Source organism: Aliivibrio kagoshimensis (assembly GCF_050337105.1).
GTDB lineage: Bacteria > Pseudomonadota > Gammaproteobacteria > Enterobacterales > Vibrionaceae > Aliivibrio_A > Aliivibrio_A kagoshimensis.
On record NZ_JAKJSQ010000002.1, the window covers coordinates 24,729 to 40,719 of the forward strand.

At 44.6% G+C, this 15,991-nt stretch carries 12 protein-coding genes; 3 read left to right on the forward strand and 9 right to left on the reverse strand.

Annotated features, from left to right (window positions below):
- Window positions 1-42: 42 nt before the first annotated feature.
- Together treB and treR are read right to left on the reverse strand one after the other, a co-directional pair.
- Window positions 43-1,467, reverse strand: coding sequence for a PTS trehalose transporter subunit IIBC (treB, locus tag L4C32_RS00200; protein WP_428194827.1), 1,425 nt, complete (start codon window positions 1,465-1,467; stop codon window positions 43-45).
- Window positions 1,468-1,763: 296 nt separating this feature from the next.
- The gene (treR, locus tag L4C32_RS00205; RefSeq protein WP_428194828.1) at window positions 1,764-2,714 is read right to left on the reverse strand and encodes a trehalose operon repressor TreR; all 951 of its coding nucleotides are present in this window, start codon (window positions 2,712-2,714) and stop codon (window positions 1,764-1,766) included.
- Between the two features lie 160 nt (window positions 2,715-2,874).
- On the opposite strand from treR, the gene L4C32_RS00210 reads away from it, so the two are divergent.
- The gene (locus L4C32_RS00210; protein ID WP_428194829.1) at window positions 2,875-3,999 is read left to right on the forward strand and encodes a hypothetical protein; all 1,125 of its coding nucleotides are present in this window, start codon (window positions 2,875-2,877) and stop codon (window positions 3,997-3,999) included.
- 69 nt (window positions 4,000-4,068) lie between these two features.
- Here L4C32_RS00210 and L4C32_RS00215 read toward each other — a convergent pair whose 3' ends face one another.
- The 7 genes from L4C32_RS00215 to aceB form a co-directional block, all read right to left on the reverse strand.
- The gene (locus tag L4C32_RS00215; RefSeq protein ID WP_428194830.1) at window positions 4,069-4,395 is read right to left on the reverse strand and encodes a hypothetical protein; all 327 of its coding nucleotides are present in this window, start codon (window positions 4,393-4,395) and stop codon (window positions 4,069-4,071) included.
- Window positions 4,396-4,434: 39 nt separating this feature from the next.
- Window positions 4,435-5,772, reverse strand: coding sequence for a guanine deaminase (guaD, locus tag L4C32_RS00220; RefSeq protein ID WP_428194831.1), 1,338 nt, complete (start codon window positions 5,770-5,772; stop codon window positions 4,435-4,437).
- Window positions 5,773-5,807: 35 nt separating this feature from the next.
- On the reverse strand, window positions 5,808-6,653 hold the full coding sequence (gene xdhC / locus L4C32_RS00225; RefSeq protein WP_428194832.1) for a xanthine dehydrogenase accessory protein XdhC: 846 nt from the start codon (window positions 6,651-6,653) through the stop codon (window positions 5,808-5,810).
- A gap of 85 nt (window positions 6,654-6,738) precedes the next feature.
- The gene (gene xdhB, locus L4C32_RS00230) at window positions 6,739-9,135 is read right to left on the reverse strand and encodes a xanthine dehydrogenase molybdopterin binding subunit (protein WP_428194833.1); all 2,397 of its coding nucleotides are present in this window, start codon (window positions 9,133-9,135) and stop codon (window positions 6,739-6,741) included.
- Window positions 9,128-10,576: a xanthine dehydrogenase small subunit gene (gene xdhA / locus L4C32_RS00235; protein WP_428194834.1), complete on the reverse strand. Its 1,449-nt coding sequence runs from the start codon at window positions 10,574-10,576 to the stop codon at window positions 9,128-9,130. Before xdhA ends, xdhB begins: the two co-directional genes overlap by 8 nt.
- A 271-nt stretch (window positions 10,577-10,847) precedes the next feature.
- The gene (locus tag L4C32_RS00240; RefSeq protein ID WP_428194835.1) at window positions 10,848-11,276 is read right to left on the reverse strand and encodes a GlcG/HbpS family heme-binding protein; all 429 of its coding nucleotides are present in this window, start codon (window positions 11,274-11,276) and stop codon (window positions 10,848-10,850) included.
- Window positions 11,277-11,435: 159 nt separating this feature from the next.
- Complete coding sequence (gene aceB, locus L4C32_RS00245; RefSeq protein WP_428194836.1) at window positions 11,436-13,076, reverse strand: malate synthase A; 1,641 nt, start codon at window positions 13,074-13,076, stop codon at window positions 11,436-11,438.
- A gap of 321 nt (window positions 13,077-13,397) precedes the next feature.
- Between aceB and gcl the strand changes: the two genes are divergently transcribed.
- Together gcl and hyi are read left to right on the forward strand one after the other, a co-directional pair.
- A complete protein-coding gene (gene gcl / locus L4C32_RS00250) occupies window positions 13,398-15,173 on the forward strand; it encodes a glyoxylate carboligase (protein ID WP_428194837.1) in 1,776 nt (591 codons plus the stop codon).
- 30 nt (window positions 15,174-15,203) lie between these two features.
- Entirely contained in the window at window positions 15,204-15,986 is a 783-nt protein-coding gene (gene hyi, locus L4C32_RS00255) for a hydroxypyruvate isomerase (RefSeq protein WP_428194838.1), read from the forward strand.
- The last annotated feature ends 5 nt before the right edge of the window (window positions 15,987-15,991 follow it).

The following is a 15,991-nucleotide window of genomic DNA, read 5'->3' on the forward strand; positions in this document are numbered from 1 at the left end:
AATAAAGGAGCAATCAACTTGCTCCTTGGGTACAGGTGAAAATTATGCGCTTACTGTTTCTAGCTCGCCTTTCGTTTGGGCTCGTTTATAGAAAAACAGGGTGAGCAAAATAGGCACGGCGATGGCAACCAACATCGCCACAAGGTATATAGACCAGTATTGCGGCTGGATGGACAGAATGCCTGGTAATCCGCCTACGCCGATGCCATTCGCCATGACACCTGCGCTTCCGCAAACCGCTGCTGCGAGAGCACTGCCGACCATGGCACTGAGCATAGGGAATTTGTATTTCAAGTTAATGCCATACATAGCCGGTTCAGTTACCCCTAGATAGGCGGAAATGGCGGCGGGAACTGAGATGTCTCTTTCTCCATGTTTGCGGCTAATAATAATAATGCCAACCACTGCAGAGGCCTGAGCAATATTGGATAGCGCAATTAATGGCCAGATAGGGGTTCCCCCCAACTCTTGCATTAGCTGAAGATCAACGGCATTGGTTGTGTGGTGAATACCAGTGATCACAAGTGGTGCATAGAAAAAAGCAAAAATCATCGAGCCGATAATGGCAAAATCACCGGTCATGGCTGATTTGGCGGCAAACGCGACACCGTTACCAATGACTCGACCAAATGGACCAATAAATGCGTGTGCGAGGATAACGGAGACGATAATCGAAACAAAAGGAACGACAACTAAATAGAGGTATGAGGGGGTAATGCGTTTCAAGTTGGTTTCAATAAATGCCAGAGCGATACCCGCCAACATTGCCGGAATCACCTGAGCTTGATAGCCGACTTTCTCAATGGTAAACAGACCAAAGTCCCAAATCTGCGGAACTTCTTTCCCAATCAGGTAAGCGTTCATTAATTGAGGTGAGACCAAGGTAATACCTAAAGTGATACCAAGTATTGGCGTTCCTCCGAGCTTTTTGACGGTAGACCAGCAAACACCAACAGGCAGGAAGAAAAAGATAGCTTCGCCGATCAACCATAAAAAGGAGTGTACGGTGGCCCAAAACTGACTGATTTCTGTCAGAGTCTGGCCATCAAACATCCGAATGTCACCAATCACATTACGGAAACCTAAAATTAGGCCGCCAGTAATGATCGCAGGCAGTAGGGGAACAAATATCTCAGCAAGATGTGAAATGCCACGTTCTAGAAAGTTCATGTTCTGACGTGCGGCCAGTTTCGAATCATCTTTAGAAGAGGCATCTGCGCCTGTCATCTTGATTAAAATGGCATATACATCATCCACTTCGATTCCAATAACCACTTGAAATTGCCCTGCATTAGTAAAACAACCTTTTACTAAAGGATGCTCTTCTAATGCTTTTACATCAGCAAGATCATTGTTATTTAACACAAATCTCAATCGTGTGAGGCAGTGACTAACCGTTGCAATGTTGTCACTTCCACCCACAAGTTCGATAAGAGTTGCAACGTCAGCTTTTGCTATCTTACTCATCATTCACTCCATCATATTATTGGAATAATAGCCGTGTAAGTATTTGGCCGGGCTATCCATGCGCCCTAAACTATTTATGGGAACATTCCCATCGCGAAAGCCAATAATGCACTCTTTATTATTTAATGAAATGGGAACAGTCCCATTAATTGAGTGAGATCACAAAATAGACTGAGTAAGGCGTACTCTAACCTGCTTAGGAAGGATAAGTCATCTCATCACCGAAACTGTGCGTATTTTCTTAAAGGTGAGCATTTTTTATTTCAGATAGACGTGGTGTGACAGAGCATGGACGCTTAAGATGACAGCAATGGCGCTTGAATTAAGTGTGTCACAGTGGACTCTCCGCTGAGTTGAGCGATCAACTGCTTGGCTGCGGACTCTCCTGCTTCAGCGTACCCAGGGTTAATGCTATAAATATTTGGAAAGAGGAAAGAGAGCAGCGCGTTGCCACCCACTCCAGTAATGGCGATCTCTTCGCGGTTGATCTCTTGCAGACGTTTAATGGCACCAAAAGCAATGGTATCACTGGCACAGATAATCGCATGAGTGTCTGGAGTGACTAGTTCATCAATCAATTGATAGGCACTCTCATGATTGAGTTGGCCAGTTTGATAGCAAGGGGTCACCCCGTGCAATTGACACTGAATTAAATAGGCATTGAGACGCATCTCTCCGGTGGTTTTATCTTTAGGATCAACACCAAGATACGCAATGTTGTTTACTCCTTGTTGTCGCAGATGGTCAAAAGCGAGTTGAATAATGCCATGGTTGTCATAATTGATGGAGGAGGTATTCTGGGTATCGAGCGCGATGACGATGGCTTTGTGCTGCCACTCTTCAATTTTTTTGAGATCACAATCCGTAAAACCAAACACAATAACCCCATCAACGTTACGCTTTTTCAGTACGTCTAAATGTTCGTTGGTTTTCTCTTTATTAAATTGGCTCTCCATCACCACCACGTCGTATCCTGCCGCATAGAGGGTATTGAGAATGCTGCCGACCACTTTGTTTTCAGACGGTGAATCTAAGCGTGAAATAATTACGCCGATCACTTTTTGACTCCCGCCACGCATTAGCTGAGCCGATTTGGAGGGCACGAAACCATTTTCAGCAATGACTTTTTCAACCTTTTCTCGAGTTTCTGGTTTTACTTTAGGATCGTTAGTGAGCACTCGTGACACGGTTGATTTACCCACGCCAGAGAGGCGTGCAATGTCAACGATAGTGAGTTTTTTTAACATACAGATAGAGTTCAACCAAATACAAGAGTAGGAAATATTATACGTTTTACACTGATTTACGCCATGCAATTCTCTGAAAATCGTTAAATTGGTCTATGCTTATTAACATAAAAAGAATAAAACCATTGCAGTGAAGTTATTGATTTAATGGAGAGTTATAATGATTCCATTTCGTTGTATTAGTGTTGTTGTATTTATTATCCTAATGAGTGGGTGTTCATCCCAATTAACTCGGATGGTTGTCTCTGAACAAGGCTCTGAAGAGGTGGCGATTGTCGATCTAGAGACGGGTACTGATAGGGGGACCAAAGTCAATTTGCCGTTTAAAGAGTCGGTATCGGCTTTTAAGAGTGTAAAAATCGATGTGCATCCTTGGGGGAATATCGGTTTTGCCAAATTACCTGGGGGGGAGAGCTATAAACTCAACCTTAACTCTGGTGAGGTGATTGCTGTAAATGCGATCCCACTGAAAAGCATGGTTCAGTTTACGGATAATGGGTTGATGGTGCTGACCGCTCAATCTGACAGCAGTGATATTTCCGTCTTTGGTGCGTTAAACTCAAAGCGAATCAGTGAGTATCACTTTACCAACCGTTCAATTAAAGATATGGCGATGTGCGCAGATGATGAAACCTTGCTGGTTGTCAGTCATGACTTTTCCTATCGATATTACCTCTCTCGCTTCACCCTTAATGAAGCTGGGTTTATTGCCAATCCTGCGCAAGAGATCACCACGCTTGAGGTGGTAAAAGATGTGGTGTGTAATCCGTCGTCAGCGAGTGGTGCCGCGATCGCAGGCAACCATCTTCTCAGCTTCATATTCGACGATGCGGTTGGTTTAACGCAGGTGGAATTTACCGCAGGCATTGTCAATGGCCCCATTGATAAAGAGCATGCGGGCAGTAACCCACTGATCTCTCAGTCATTGGCTTTTAGCCCCAATGGACGTGACCTTTATGTTCGATTCTCTACGCTAGGTTACTACTACCCTCAAGGTTGGTTAGAAAAATTCAGTTTTAACCGTTCGACTGCACAATTAGTGACAAGGCCGAACTGGCTTGCCGAAGCACCACACTCCACCAGTAGCGGTGAGGATACGAGGCTGACTATTCACCCTGATGGCAGCGCGATATATATGCCTTATCGGAAAATGGGGGAGATCATGGTGATTGATACGGCAACCGGAAATCTGGCGGACTCGATTACGATTGAAGATCTGACTGCGCCAAGCTTTATTAGTATCAGTCCGGTGAAATGTTTAGATTGGAATCGACTGGGCTGTTAGTGCAAAGGTATGTGAAGGGAATAGAAAGGGTGCTGAAAATCAGCACCCCTTTTTTATTTATGGAAAGTGTTATTTTGGATACACTTGTTGTCGACCACAGCCACCGCAAACTCCGTGTTGAATACGAAGCTCGCAATCTCGAGTGGTGAACTCGCCGTGTGGGCATTCGTCGTCAACACCAGAAACATGTTGGAGCGAAAAATCACCTTGAGTAGCATTTCCTCTAGGGTCGAACTGCCCTTGAACCCCAAATCCTTGCTTCTCTTTAATCTCTTCAAGCAGTGTCTCTAAAGGATCTAAAAAGAGATCGACATACTTCTCATCTTTAGCAACCAATTCACTCATGCGTTGCAGTACGGTGGTTAAACGAAGTTGCGGTTTATTTTCTGTTGTCATGATGCATTCTGCTCCTGTAAAGCGTGGAAAAATAAAAGATTACATAGCCGCTTTTATTTTTTGCTCTTCGCCATTGATGTCATAAGATTTTTCGCCATAGATGTAAGTTTCACAAACGGTTCGGTCGTCACCTAAACTCATCAAAACAAACAGCTTCTCTTCTAAGTTTTTGGTTTGATTCATTCTAAAGCGCATTAATTGTGTGGCATGCAGGTCGAGAACCACAAAATCCGCTTCTTTCCCAATGGCTAAATTGCCAATTTTATCGTCTAAATGAAGGCTTTTCGCCCCTCCTAAAGTCGCTAAGAACAGTGATTTTGCTGGGTGCAACTTCTCTTGTTGTAGCTGCATAATTTTGTAGGCTTCACTCATGGTTTGTAAGATAGAAAAGCTGGTTCCTGCCCCGACATCGGTTCCCATGCCAACATTGATGTTGAACTTCTCCATCTTAGGTAAGTTAAATAATCCCGATCCTAAAAATAGATTTGATGTAGGGCAGAAGGCGATGGAGGAGTCAGTATCAGCGAGACGCTGGCATTCGCAATCTGACAAATGAATGCCATGAGCGAAGACAGAGCGCTTATGCAATAACCCAAAGTGATCATAAACATCAAGATAGCTATCACGCTCTGGGAACAGATCCATGACCCACTCAATTTCTTTCTTATTTTCTGAAAGGTGAGTATGCATAAAGACATCAGGGTACTCTTTTAATAACTTACCCACGCTCTCTAGTTGCTGCGGTGTGCTAGTTGGGGCAAAACGAGGTGTTACTGCGTAGAGCAGGCGTCCTTTATTGTGCCAACGCTCAATCAACTCTTTTGAGTCATCATAACCTGACTGAGGGGTGTCGGTGAGTACATCTGGTGCATTTCTGTCCATCAATACCTTGCCTGCAATCATTCTCAGGTTACGCTTATCGGCTTCCTCAAAGAAAACGTCGATGGACTCTTTGTGTACGGTGCCAAACACTAATGCTGTGGTGGTGCCGTTACTGGCAAGCTCATCAAGAAACAGTTTGGCTACTTTTTGTGCGTAGATTGGATTTTTAAAACGCATCTCTTCAGGAAAGGTGTAGTTCTCTAACCAATCAAGAAGCTGTTCGCCATAAGAGGCTATCATTCCCGTTTGCGGGTAGTGAATATGCGTATCGATAAATCCAGAGGTGATAATTTTATCTTGATACTGCTTAATATTCAGTGTGCTTGGTTGTCTGGCAAGCACCTCATCGGCAGGGCCAACATCAACCACGTGTCCATTGTCTACGACTAAGATCCCATCTTCAAAGTATTGGTATGAATCATCGTTGCCGACATCCTTAGGGTCAGCAATACTGTGTAAAATTGCTGAACGATATGCGCGTAGTTGTGATGTCATTTTACATCCTTTCTTATTAGGTTGTGCCAGCGTGATTATCGCTCTGGATCGTTAACTGTTTGCAAAGCATCCGCAGAGGTGGTGCTGTTTGGGCGTTTCTGCTCAAGAGGTATACCTTGATAGTGAGCAATCAACTCACCGGTGACAGAAACCGCAATTTCAGCGGGATGCTTGCCTTTAACTGCCGCTATTCCGATTGGGCAAGTCATGCGTTCAATCGTCTGTTGGTCAAATCCACGTTCAGTTAAACGAAAATCAAATTTCTTACGTTTGGTTTCTGAGCCGATCATGCCAAAGTAGGCAGAATCATTACGCTTCAAAATAGCTTTAGCGAGATCAAAATCGAGTTGGTGATTGTGGGTCATGACCAAATAGTAACTATTAGCGGGCATGTTTTTAATTTCTGAAACTGGATCGTCACTGACCAGTTTGGTTACACCCGTTGGTAGTTGTTCTGGAAACTCATTGGCACGTTCATCAATCCAAGTCACTTTAAATGGCAGCGTAGCAATAATGTGAATCAGAGCTTTAGCAACATGGCCTGCCCCTAATAACACGAGGTGGTTCATCTGCTGTCCAATGGGTTCGAAACTGAGTGTCGCCATACCACCACAGCACTGTCCTAGCCTAGCGCCAAGATTAAAGCGTTCAACTTTTAAGTGCTTATCACCGATTAGAAGCATCTCTCGCGCCATTTTGGTCGCGAGGTGCTCAAGATGACCTCCGCCGATAGTTGCGATAAGATCGTCACGCGTGACCAGCATTTTTGTGCCTGCGTCGCGTGGGACTGACCCCTTATCCTCAAGTACCGTTACCATGACACAAGGTTTTCCTTGCTCTTCCAGTTTGGTTAACTCATGAATCCAATTATCATTGAACATTGTAAAACTCCTACCATATTACGACTACAAATAGGTAAAAAGTAAGGCGCTTAAACGTATAAGTACCTTACTTGCCGGTTTCTGTTTAGCTCTCTACATTCACTGCCTTGGCTGCTGCCTTAGTAGGAACATCAACATGCTGTACATTTTTAACTGCCCAAAGAACTCGCTCAGGTGTCGCTGGAGTATCCAGTTTTGCAATGGCTCCATCGACCGCGACTGAAGCAACTGCATCTTTGATAGCACTCCACACTGACATGCCTAGCATGAAGGGAGGCTCACCAACCGCTTTAGAGTTAAATACCGTATCTTCAGGATTACTGCGGTTCTCAAGCAGATGGGTGCGAAAATCAATCGGCATATCGGCAATGGCTGGAATTTTGTAACTTGCCGGCCCATTGGTCATCAACTTACCTTGTTCATTCCATACTAACTCTTCAGTGGTTAACCATCCGACGCCTTGAATGAATCCACCCTCTATCTGACCAATATCAATAGCCGGATTGAGAGAGGCGCCTACGTCATGCAAGATATCTGCACGTAGAATTTTGTATTCGCCAGTTAAAGTATCAATCACCACTTCCGAGCAAGAAGCACCGTAAGCGTAGTAGTAGAATGGACGACCGCTGGCCTTCTGATGATCATAGTAGATCTTCGGCGTACGATAGAATCCAGTACTTGAGAGTGACACTTGATTGAAGTAGGCCAATTGAACCAACTCAACAAACGGCATGTATTTTTCGCGAATTTGAATAATGCCATTTTTGAATATCACCTCCTCCTCACTCACTTTAAAGTGGGAACTGGCGAAGTCGACCAAACGACGTTTTATGGTCTGCGCGGCATTTTGTGCTGCCTTACCGTTTAAATCTGCTCCTGATGAAGCGGCAGTTGGCGAGGTATTAGGCACTTTATCCGTGTTGGTTGCGGTGATCTGAACTTGGTCAATATCAACTTGAAACTCTTGGGCCACAATTTGTGCCACTTTAATGTTCAGCCCTTGTCCCATCTCTGTACCACCATGGTTTAGGTGAATACTGCCATCGGTATAGATGTGGATCAGTGCCCCAGCTTGGTTTAAGAAGGTCGCGGTAAAGGAGATGCCAAATTTAACTGGGGTGATCGCAATCCCTTTCTTTAGGATAGGACTGCTTTGGTTAAACTCGGTGATCGCTTTGCGTCGAGCATGATATTCACTACTCTCTTCTAGTTGCTGAGTAATATCGTGAATGAAATTATCTTCGACTTTTTGGTAGTAGTGAGTGACATCACGTCCCTCTTCACCGTAATAGTTTGTTTTGCGAACCTCCAACGGATCTTTTTTCAAATACCCCGCGATTTCATCCATGATGTGTTCAATGGTCATCATGCCTTGCGGTCCACCAAACCCACGATAAGCAGTGTTTGAGGCGGTATTGGTTTTACAGCGGTGCCCAGTTACCGTGGCATCTCCAAGGTAATAAGCATTGTCCGAGTGGAACATGGCACGGTCAACGATTGAGCTCGACAGATCGGGAGAGTATCCACAGTTACCCGCAACGATAATGTCGATGCCCTCAATACGACCATCGTCATTAAATCCAACCGTATATTGGTTGTAGAATGGGTGGCGTTTACCGGTGGTCTGCATATCTTCACTTCGCAGCAGACGCATTTTAGTTGGTCGGCCGGTCAGGTGTGCGACCACGGCAGCCATACAAGCAGGACCTGCAGCTTGAGTCTCTTTGCCCCCAAAACCACCGCCCATGCGGCGCATATCAATCACTACTTTGTGCATTGAGACGCCAAGCACTTCGGAGACTAACTTCTGAACTTCTGTTGGGTTCTGAGTTGAGGTATAAACGATCATACCGCCATCTTCGGTTGGCATAACGCTACTGACCTGAGTTTCAAGATAGAAGTGCTCTTGACCTCCAATCTCTAAATCGCCTTTAAGTACGTGTTTGGCGCGTTTAAGTGCCGCATCAGAGTCGCCACGTTTTTGCTGGTGGCTTTCCGTCACAAAATGATTTTTAGCCAACGCCTCTTTAACATCTAAAATCGCGGGAAGTTCTTCATATTCAATAATCGCAGCGTGAGCCGCTTTCCTGGCGGTCTCTAAATCATTGGCAGCAACCGCAATAACGGGTTGCCCATAATACTCAACCACGCCATCAGCCAGTAGGGGATCGCCAGGTAAAATAGCACCAATATCCAGTTGTCCAGGTACGTCTTTGCTGGTGATTGCAATCGCGACCCCTTCAAATTGATAACAGGGAGTGAGATCGATTTTGGTGATTTTAGCGTGTGCAAATGTGCTTAATCGGGCATATAGATGAAGTTGATTCGGAAACTCTAAACGATCATCAATATAGATGGCTTCCCCAGTAACCTGCTTAGCTGCACTATCGTGTTTAACGCTCTTCCCTACGCCAGTGGTAAGGTCTTTTTTTGTCAGAGCCACCATCTCATCGTGACTCATTTTAACATGGTGATTAGACATACGACGTTACCCTTGTAGTAATTGCATTGTTGGTGTTTTGCTGTTCAATAAAGAATCGGTAAAGCATATTGGCGGCCGTTTGACTGCGATACTCTTTACTGGCACGGAAGTCTGAAAGTGGCTCGAAGTCAGATTCTAATGCGGTCATCGCCTCTTTAATATTGGAGGCGTTCCATGCTTTACCTACTAAGTTTAGCTCACAAGCGCTGGCTCGTTTTGGTGTTGCAGCCATACCGCCAAATGCGATACGCGCGGATGTTACGTGTCCTTTTTCAAGTTCTATTAAAAACGCACCACACACTGCTGAAATGTCGTCATCAAGACGTTTTGACAGCTTATAAGCACGGAACTCTTTGCCCGGTTGTGGTTTAGGGATGATGATTTTTTCAATAAATTCTGAAGGTTGCTGAGCTGTCACTTTATAACTGATGAAGTACTCTTCAACGGGTATAGTGCGGGTCTCATTGCCTAAGCGTAAGGTGACCTTGGCATCTAAGGCAATCAGTAAGGGAGGGGCATCTCCGATCGGTGAGGCGTTAGCAACGTTGCCCCCTAATGTTCCTTGGTTACGCACTTGCAAAGAAGCGAAGCGGTGCAGTAGCTCGCCAAAATCAGGATAGTGCTTGCTGATGGCGGTGTAGCAGTCGCTGATCGGCAGGTTAGCGCCTAAAATAATGTCGTTATCGGTCTCTTCTGAAATCTTCATATCTTCGACCAGATTGACACTGATCAAATCTTCAATTTCACGGTGGAATTGAGTGACTTCAAGAGCGAGATCCGTTCCGCCAGCCACCAAACGTGCTTTTGGATTATCCAGTAACAGTTGGGCCAGCTGAGCTGTCGAAGTAGGGGAGTAACTGGTTAGATTGTTGTGTTCAAGAGACCCCGGTTGCTCGCTGATGGATTGCAATTTAGCAATGGTTTGCTGCTCAAGAGTGGCAAACTGATCCAAGATTGGCTTCTCTTGGCTGACAGACATCGCGGCATCAACGATAGGCCGGTAACCTGTACAGCGGCACAAGTTGCCTGCTAACGATTCGAATATCTCTTCTTTATTGGCATTAGGTTTGTTTTTACTTAAGGCGAACATCGACATGATAAAACCAGGGGTGCAGTAACCGCACTGAGAAGCGTGAAAATCAACCAAGGCTTTTTGTACCGGGTGTAACGTTTTATCTTTCTCTTGTAGGTCTTCAACAGTGATTAACTGTTTGCCATGAAGGGCAGAGACAAAAGTAAGGCATGAGTTAACAGAACGGTATTGCAGTTGGCCATTGACCAGCTCTCCAAGCACGACAGTACAGGCGCCACAGTCGCCAGAACCACATCCCTCTTTGGTGCCTGTTTTATTGATGGTAGTACGAAGATAATTCAATACTGTCATGTTGGGTGAAAGCTGAGTTTCTTCTCTAACTTCCTGGTTGAGTAAGAACGTAATCAAGAGACCTCCTAGGTGTGAATTTATTCCTGACTTATTAGTCAATTTTTATCGATCTTGACTCCAGAGTCAATTTTTATTTAACAGCTTCGCAACATCGCGCGGAAAGTTGTGCTCCGCATGTTTATTATCAGTAAGTTAGGTGAAGAATGATTTGTATTTATAATCCATTAGTTGCGTACATAGACTCATTAAGTTTACTGTAATAAGGACTTTTTTCTGATATGTTGCGAAGTTGTTAATCGCAAGGGGTCAAGGGTAGTGCAAGAAAAAATCAGATGGCATCAGTGAGTAAATTTGCCGTTTCGATACCCAATATCGCACACTGTTCATCTATTTCTGAGAGATCGCCACTGATGCCGACGGCACCAATTAATTGCTGCTGATGATCTTTGATTAATACGCCTCCAGGTACGGGCAGGATGTTACCTTCTGCCAGTGATGTCACCGCAGACATAAAAGCGGGTCGTTGTTCAGCGGTGGTGGCTAAGGTTCGGGATGAGCAGCCCATTGCTAATGCTCCCCATGCTTTGGCAATGGCAATGTCGGGCCTCATCATGCTGGCACCATCTTGGCGTTGCAGTGAGATTAAGCGACCGCCCGTATCTAAAATAGCGATAGTCAATGGTGCTGCTTTTTGATCGTTACTGGCTTGAAATGCCCCATCAGTGATTTTAAGTGCATCTTGCAGTGTTAACGTCATGGTTATCTCCCGATAAAATAGTTGGAATGTAAATTTAGGGTGCACGAAACCGTCACGTTAATTCTGTAGTACACAGCGTTAACGTGAGGTGATGAGCACAAGTCGTTTAACATCAGACCAAATTGTAATTCTAGAGAGTACTGAGTTGGTCTAACAAATCTATTCGGTTAAAAGAGGGTAACTAGGAAGCGTTAAAAAAGAGGCAAAATCGTCGGCGGTTGAGATCTCATCGAATAACTGAGCGGTCTGCTCAAATCGTCGATTTGAGAATGTCTCATCCCCTATTTCTGTACGAATGGTATCTACCTCTTCAGCAAGCCATGTTTTAAATAGAGTGGCGGTAAAGATTTGGCCATCATCTAACTTAACAGCGTGATGTATCCACTGCCAAATACTGGCACGAGAGATCTCTGCGGTGGCCGCATCTTCCATTAACCCGTAGATTGGTACACAACCATAACCTCGGCTCCACGCTTCCATGTAGTAAAGTGCTATTCGAATATTCTTTCTCACTCCTGCTTCATTTTTTACACCGTCACAAGGGGTTAGCAGAGTCTGGGCAGTGATCGCTGTTTGGCTCTTTGAGCGAACATCAAGTTGGTTCTTTTTGCCATCAAGGTGCTTATCAAAGATGTCCATGGCTAATGAGACCAAACCGGGATGAGCAACCCAGGTACCATCATGGCCATTTTTTGATTCACGCTGCTTATCTTCGGTGACCTTGCTGTGAACCTGTTTCATGGTTTCTGGGTTTTTGCCAGGTATAAACGCGGACATCCCACCCATTGCGAGTGCGCCGCGCTGATGGCAAGTATCGATCAACAGTTGACTGTATGCATTTAGAAACGCCTTATCCATACTGATGCCATGACGGTCTGGCAATATTTTGTCTTGATGATTTTTCAATGTTTTGATGTAGCTGAAAATATAGTCCCAGCGACCGCAATTCATGGCAACAATATGATCTTTCATCACATAGAGCATCTCATCCATTTGAAAAACAGCCGGTAGGGTTTCAATCAACACGGTGGCACGGATGGTGCCTTTATCAACATTAAAATAAGCTTCAGTAAAGCTGAACACATCATCCCACCACTGTGCTTCTTCCATCGATTCCAGTTTTGGAATGTAGTAATAGACGCCGAGGCCTTGAACAGCACGAGTTTGATAGTTATGGAAGAAGTAAAGGGCGAAATCCATTAAACAACCGGCAATAGGTTGACCATTAAAGTGGATGTGATCTTCTGGAAGATGTAGCCCACGAGGACGAGCGATAAGCAGAGCGGGATCGTCATTTAAGTGATATTGCTTATTCTTTTGTGAATCAACATAGTGAATGGTTCGATCGTTGGCATCCCTTAAGTTGATCTGCCCCTCGACCATGTTCTTCCATGAAGGAGCGGTGGCATCTTCAAAGCAGCACATGAAGACTTTCGCTCCAGAATTGAGTGCATTAATGACCATTTTTCTATCGACAGGTCCTGTAATTTCAACACGACGATCTTGAAGAGCTTCAGGAATAGGCGCAACGGACCAACTTTTATCTTCTCTAATTGAGCGTGTATCGTCGCGGAAGTCAGGAAGTGCGCCGTCATCGTATTGTTGTTGTTGATTTTTACGATGTGCGAGCAGTTCATTACGACGATCACCAAATTGATCGACCAGCTGATGTAAGAAACTTAGGGCGTCGTCAGATAGGATGGCCTGATAGCCTGTCTCTTGTAAGCTTCCTAAAATCTGAAGCTTGGACAGTTTACTCTCTGCCAAGTTTGTAGGGTGTGAAGTGCATTCTTGAAACATATTAGCCTCTTTATAAAAACAAAAGTCTCGTATATTGTGTACATGATTGTATTGGATTTAAGCTATATATACCGCAGTTGTATCCGATTAGTAAACCATTTTCCACATATTGTTAATCGAATTTATTTTAATGCTAATAAATGCAAAACATTTATTGTACGTCTATCTATTTGAAATTCTAGTAATTACAAGATCCCAGTTGTTGAATGCGCACCCATAATTGTTATTTATTTGTAAAACATTTCTTGATTGTTTTAATTATTCCTGTTTAGAATACAATTATAGTTTCGATTGTATACAATCATAGATAAGGGGATTGAAATGGCTAAAATGAAAGCAATAGAAGCAGCGATTGAAGTATTGAAGTTGGAAGGGGTAGACATTGCATTTGGTGTTCCTGGCGCTGCTATCAACCCAATGTACGCGGCGATGAAAAAGATTGGTGGTATTGACCATGTGTTAGGGCGTCATGTTGAGGGAGCTTCCCACATGGCTGAAGGTTACACCCGCACACATACTGGTAATATTGGTGTTTGTATTGGTACGTCAGGACCAGCGGGCACGGATATGATCACCGGCTTATACTCAGCCTCTGCAGATTCGATTCCAATTTTATGTATTACGGGTCAAGCCCCACGTGCGCGCCTGCATAAAGAAGATTTCCAAGCGGTAGACATTGAGAGTATCGCTAAGCCTGTGACTAAGTGGGCAACGACGGTTTTAGAACCCGCTCAAGTTCCTCGTGCCTTCCAAAAAGCGTTCCACTTGATGCGTTCAGGTCGACCTGGTCCAGTATTGATCGATCTGCCTATTGATGTGCAGTTGGCAGAAATAGAGTTTGATATTGACAGTTATGAGCCATTAGCGGCGTATAAACCAACCGCGAGTCGTGCGCAGATCATTAAAGCACTCTCTATGCTAAATGAGTCTGAAAAACCACTGATTGTTACCGGTGGTGGAGTCATTAACGCGGGTGCAGATGCCTTGTTGCAACAGTTTGCTGAGATTACCGGTATTCCTGTGATTCCAACACTAATGGGCTGGGGATCAATTCCAGATAACCATGAACTAATGGCGGGGATGGTTGGACTGCAAACGTCGCACAAATACGGCAACGCCAACATGTTGGCGTCTGATTTTGTTTTTGGTATTGGTAACCGCTGGGCAAACCGCCATACGGGTTCTGTCGAGGTCTATACCAAAGGACGTAAATTCGTTCATATCGATATCGAACCGACGCAAATTGGACGAGTTTTTTGCCCAGATCTTGGTATTGTTTCAGATGCCAAAGAGGCGTTGATTGAACTGGTTTCTGTCGCGAAAGAGATGAAAGCAGCCGGAGAGTTAGCAGATCGTTCTGCTTGGGTATCTGAATGTCAGCAACGTAAAGCGACCATGCTTCGTAAAACGCATTATGACGACGTTCCTGTTAAACCAATGCGTGTTTATGAAGAGATGAACAAAGTGTTTGGGGAAGATACGTGTTACGTCAGCACCATCGGTCTGTCTCAAATTGCCGCCACTCAATTCCTACATGTTTACAAACCACGCCACTGGATCAACTGTGGTCAAGCTGGCCCTCTGGGATGGACTATTCCTGCGGCATTGGGCGTACGTGCCGCCGATCCGAAACGCCCAATTGTTGCGATTTCAGGAGACTACGACTTCCAGTTCATGATTGAAGAGTTAGCAGTAGGTGCGCAATTTAACTTGCCTTACATTCACGTTGTAGTGAACAACTCCTACCTTGGATTAATCCGTCAAGCTCAGCGCCAGTTTGATATCGACTACTGTGTTCAGTTGGCGTTTGATAACCAAAATGCACCAGAATTAGAAGGCTATGGGGTGGACCATGTGGCTGTGGTTGAAGGACTAGGCTGTAAAGCGATCCGTGTCCGTAAACCAGAAGATATTGCTGCCGCTTTAGAGCAAGCTAAAGTGTTAATGAATAAACATAAAGTACCTGTTGTAGTAGAGATCATCCTTGAACGTGTAACGAACATCTCAATGGGTGTTGAAATTGATGGTGTAAACGAGTTTGAAGCTTTAGCAGAAAATGAAGCGGATGCACCGACTGCGATTACGTTTAATCAGTAATTACATTTATCCAGTTAAAAGGAGTTTACGATGCCAAAGTTAGCGGCAAATCTATCCATGTTGTTTACTGAAGAGACTTTTTTAGATCGCTTTTCAGCGGCGGCAGACGCCGGATTTCATGGGGTGGAATATCTGTTCCCTTATGATTTTGATGCGAAAGAGATCAAGCAACGTTTAGAGTCAAACAACTTAACACAAGTACTGTTTAACCTTCCTGCAGGTGATTGGGAGTCTGGGGATCGCGGTATCGCGGTTAACCCAAAACGTACTGAAGAGTTTCGTGCGGGTGTGCACTTGGCCATAGAGTATGCCAAGGCACTTAACTGCTCTCAGCTTAACTGTTTGGCGGGTATTGTGCCTGAAGGCGTGTCTCAGCAAGAGGCGCAACAGACGTTTGTTGATAACTTAGCATTCGCAGCGGAAGAGTTAGAAAAAGCGGGACTAAGTTTGATCATCGAAGCGATTAATACGCGCGATATCCCGGGATTTTTCTTGAACACTACTCAGCAAGCGCTTGATATTGTCAAAGAAGTAGGCAGCAGTAACCTACGCCTTCAATACGATATCTATCACATGCAGATCATGGAAGGTGATATCGCTACAACGTTGTCGACTCATCAACAGCAGATTCAGCACGTTCAGCTAGCAGATAACCCAGGTCGCCATGAACCTGGAACCGGTGAGATTAACTATCAATTTATGTTTAAACATCTCGATGAGATCGGTTATGAGGGGTGGGTTGGTTGTGAATACAAACCAGCGACAACTACTAAAGCGGGTTTGCATTGGCTAAAAGATTTTAACCAAATTTAAGGAGA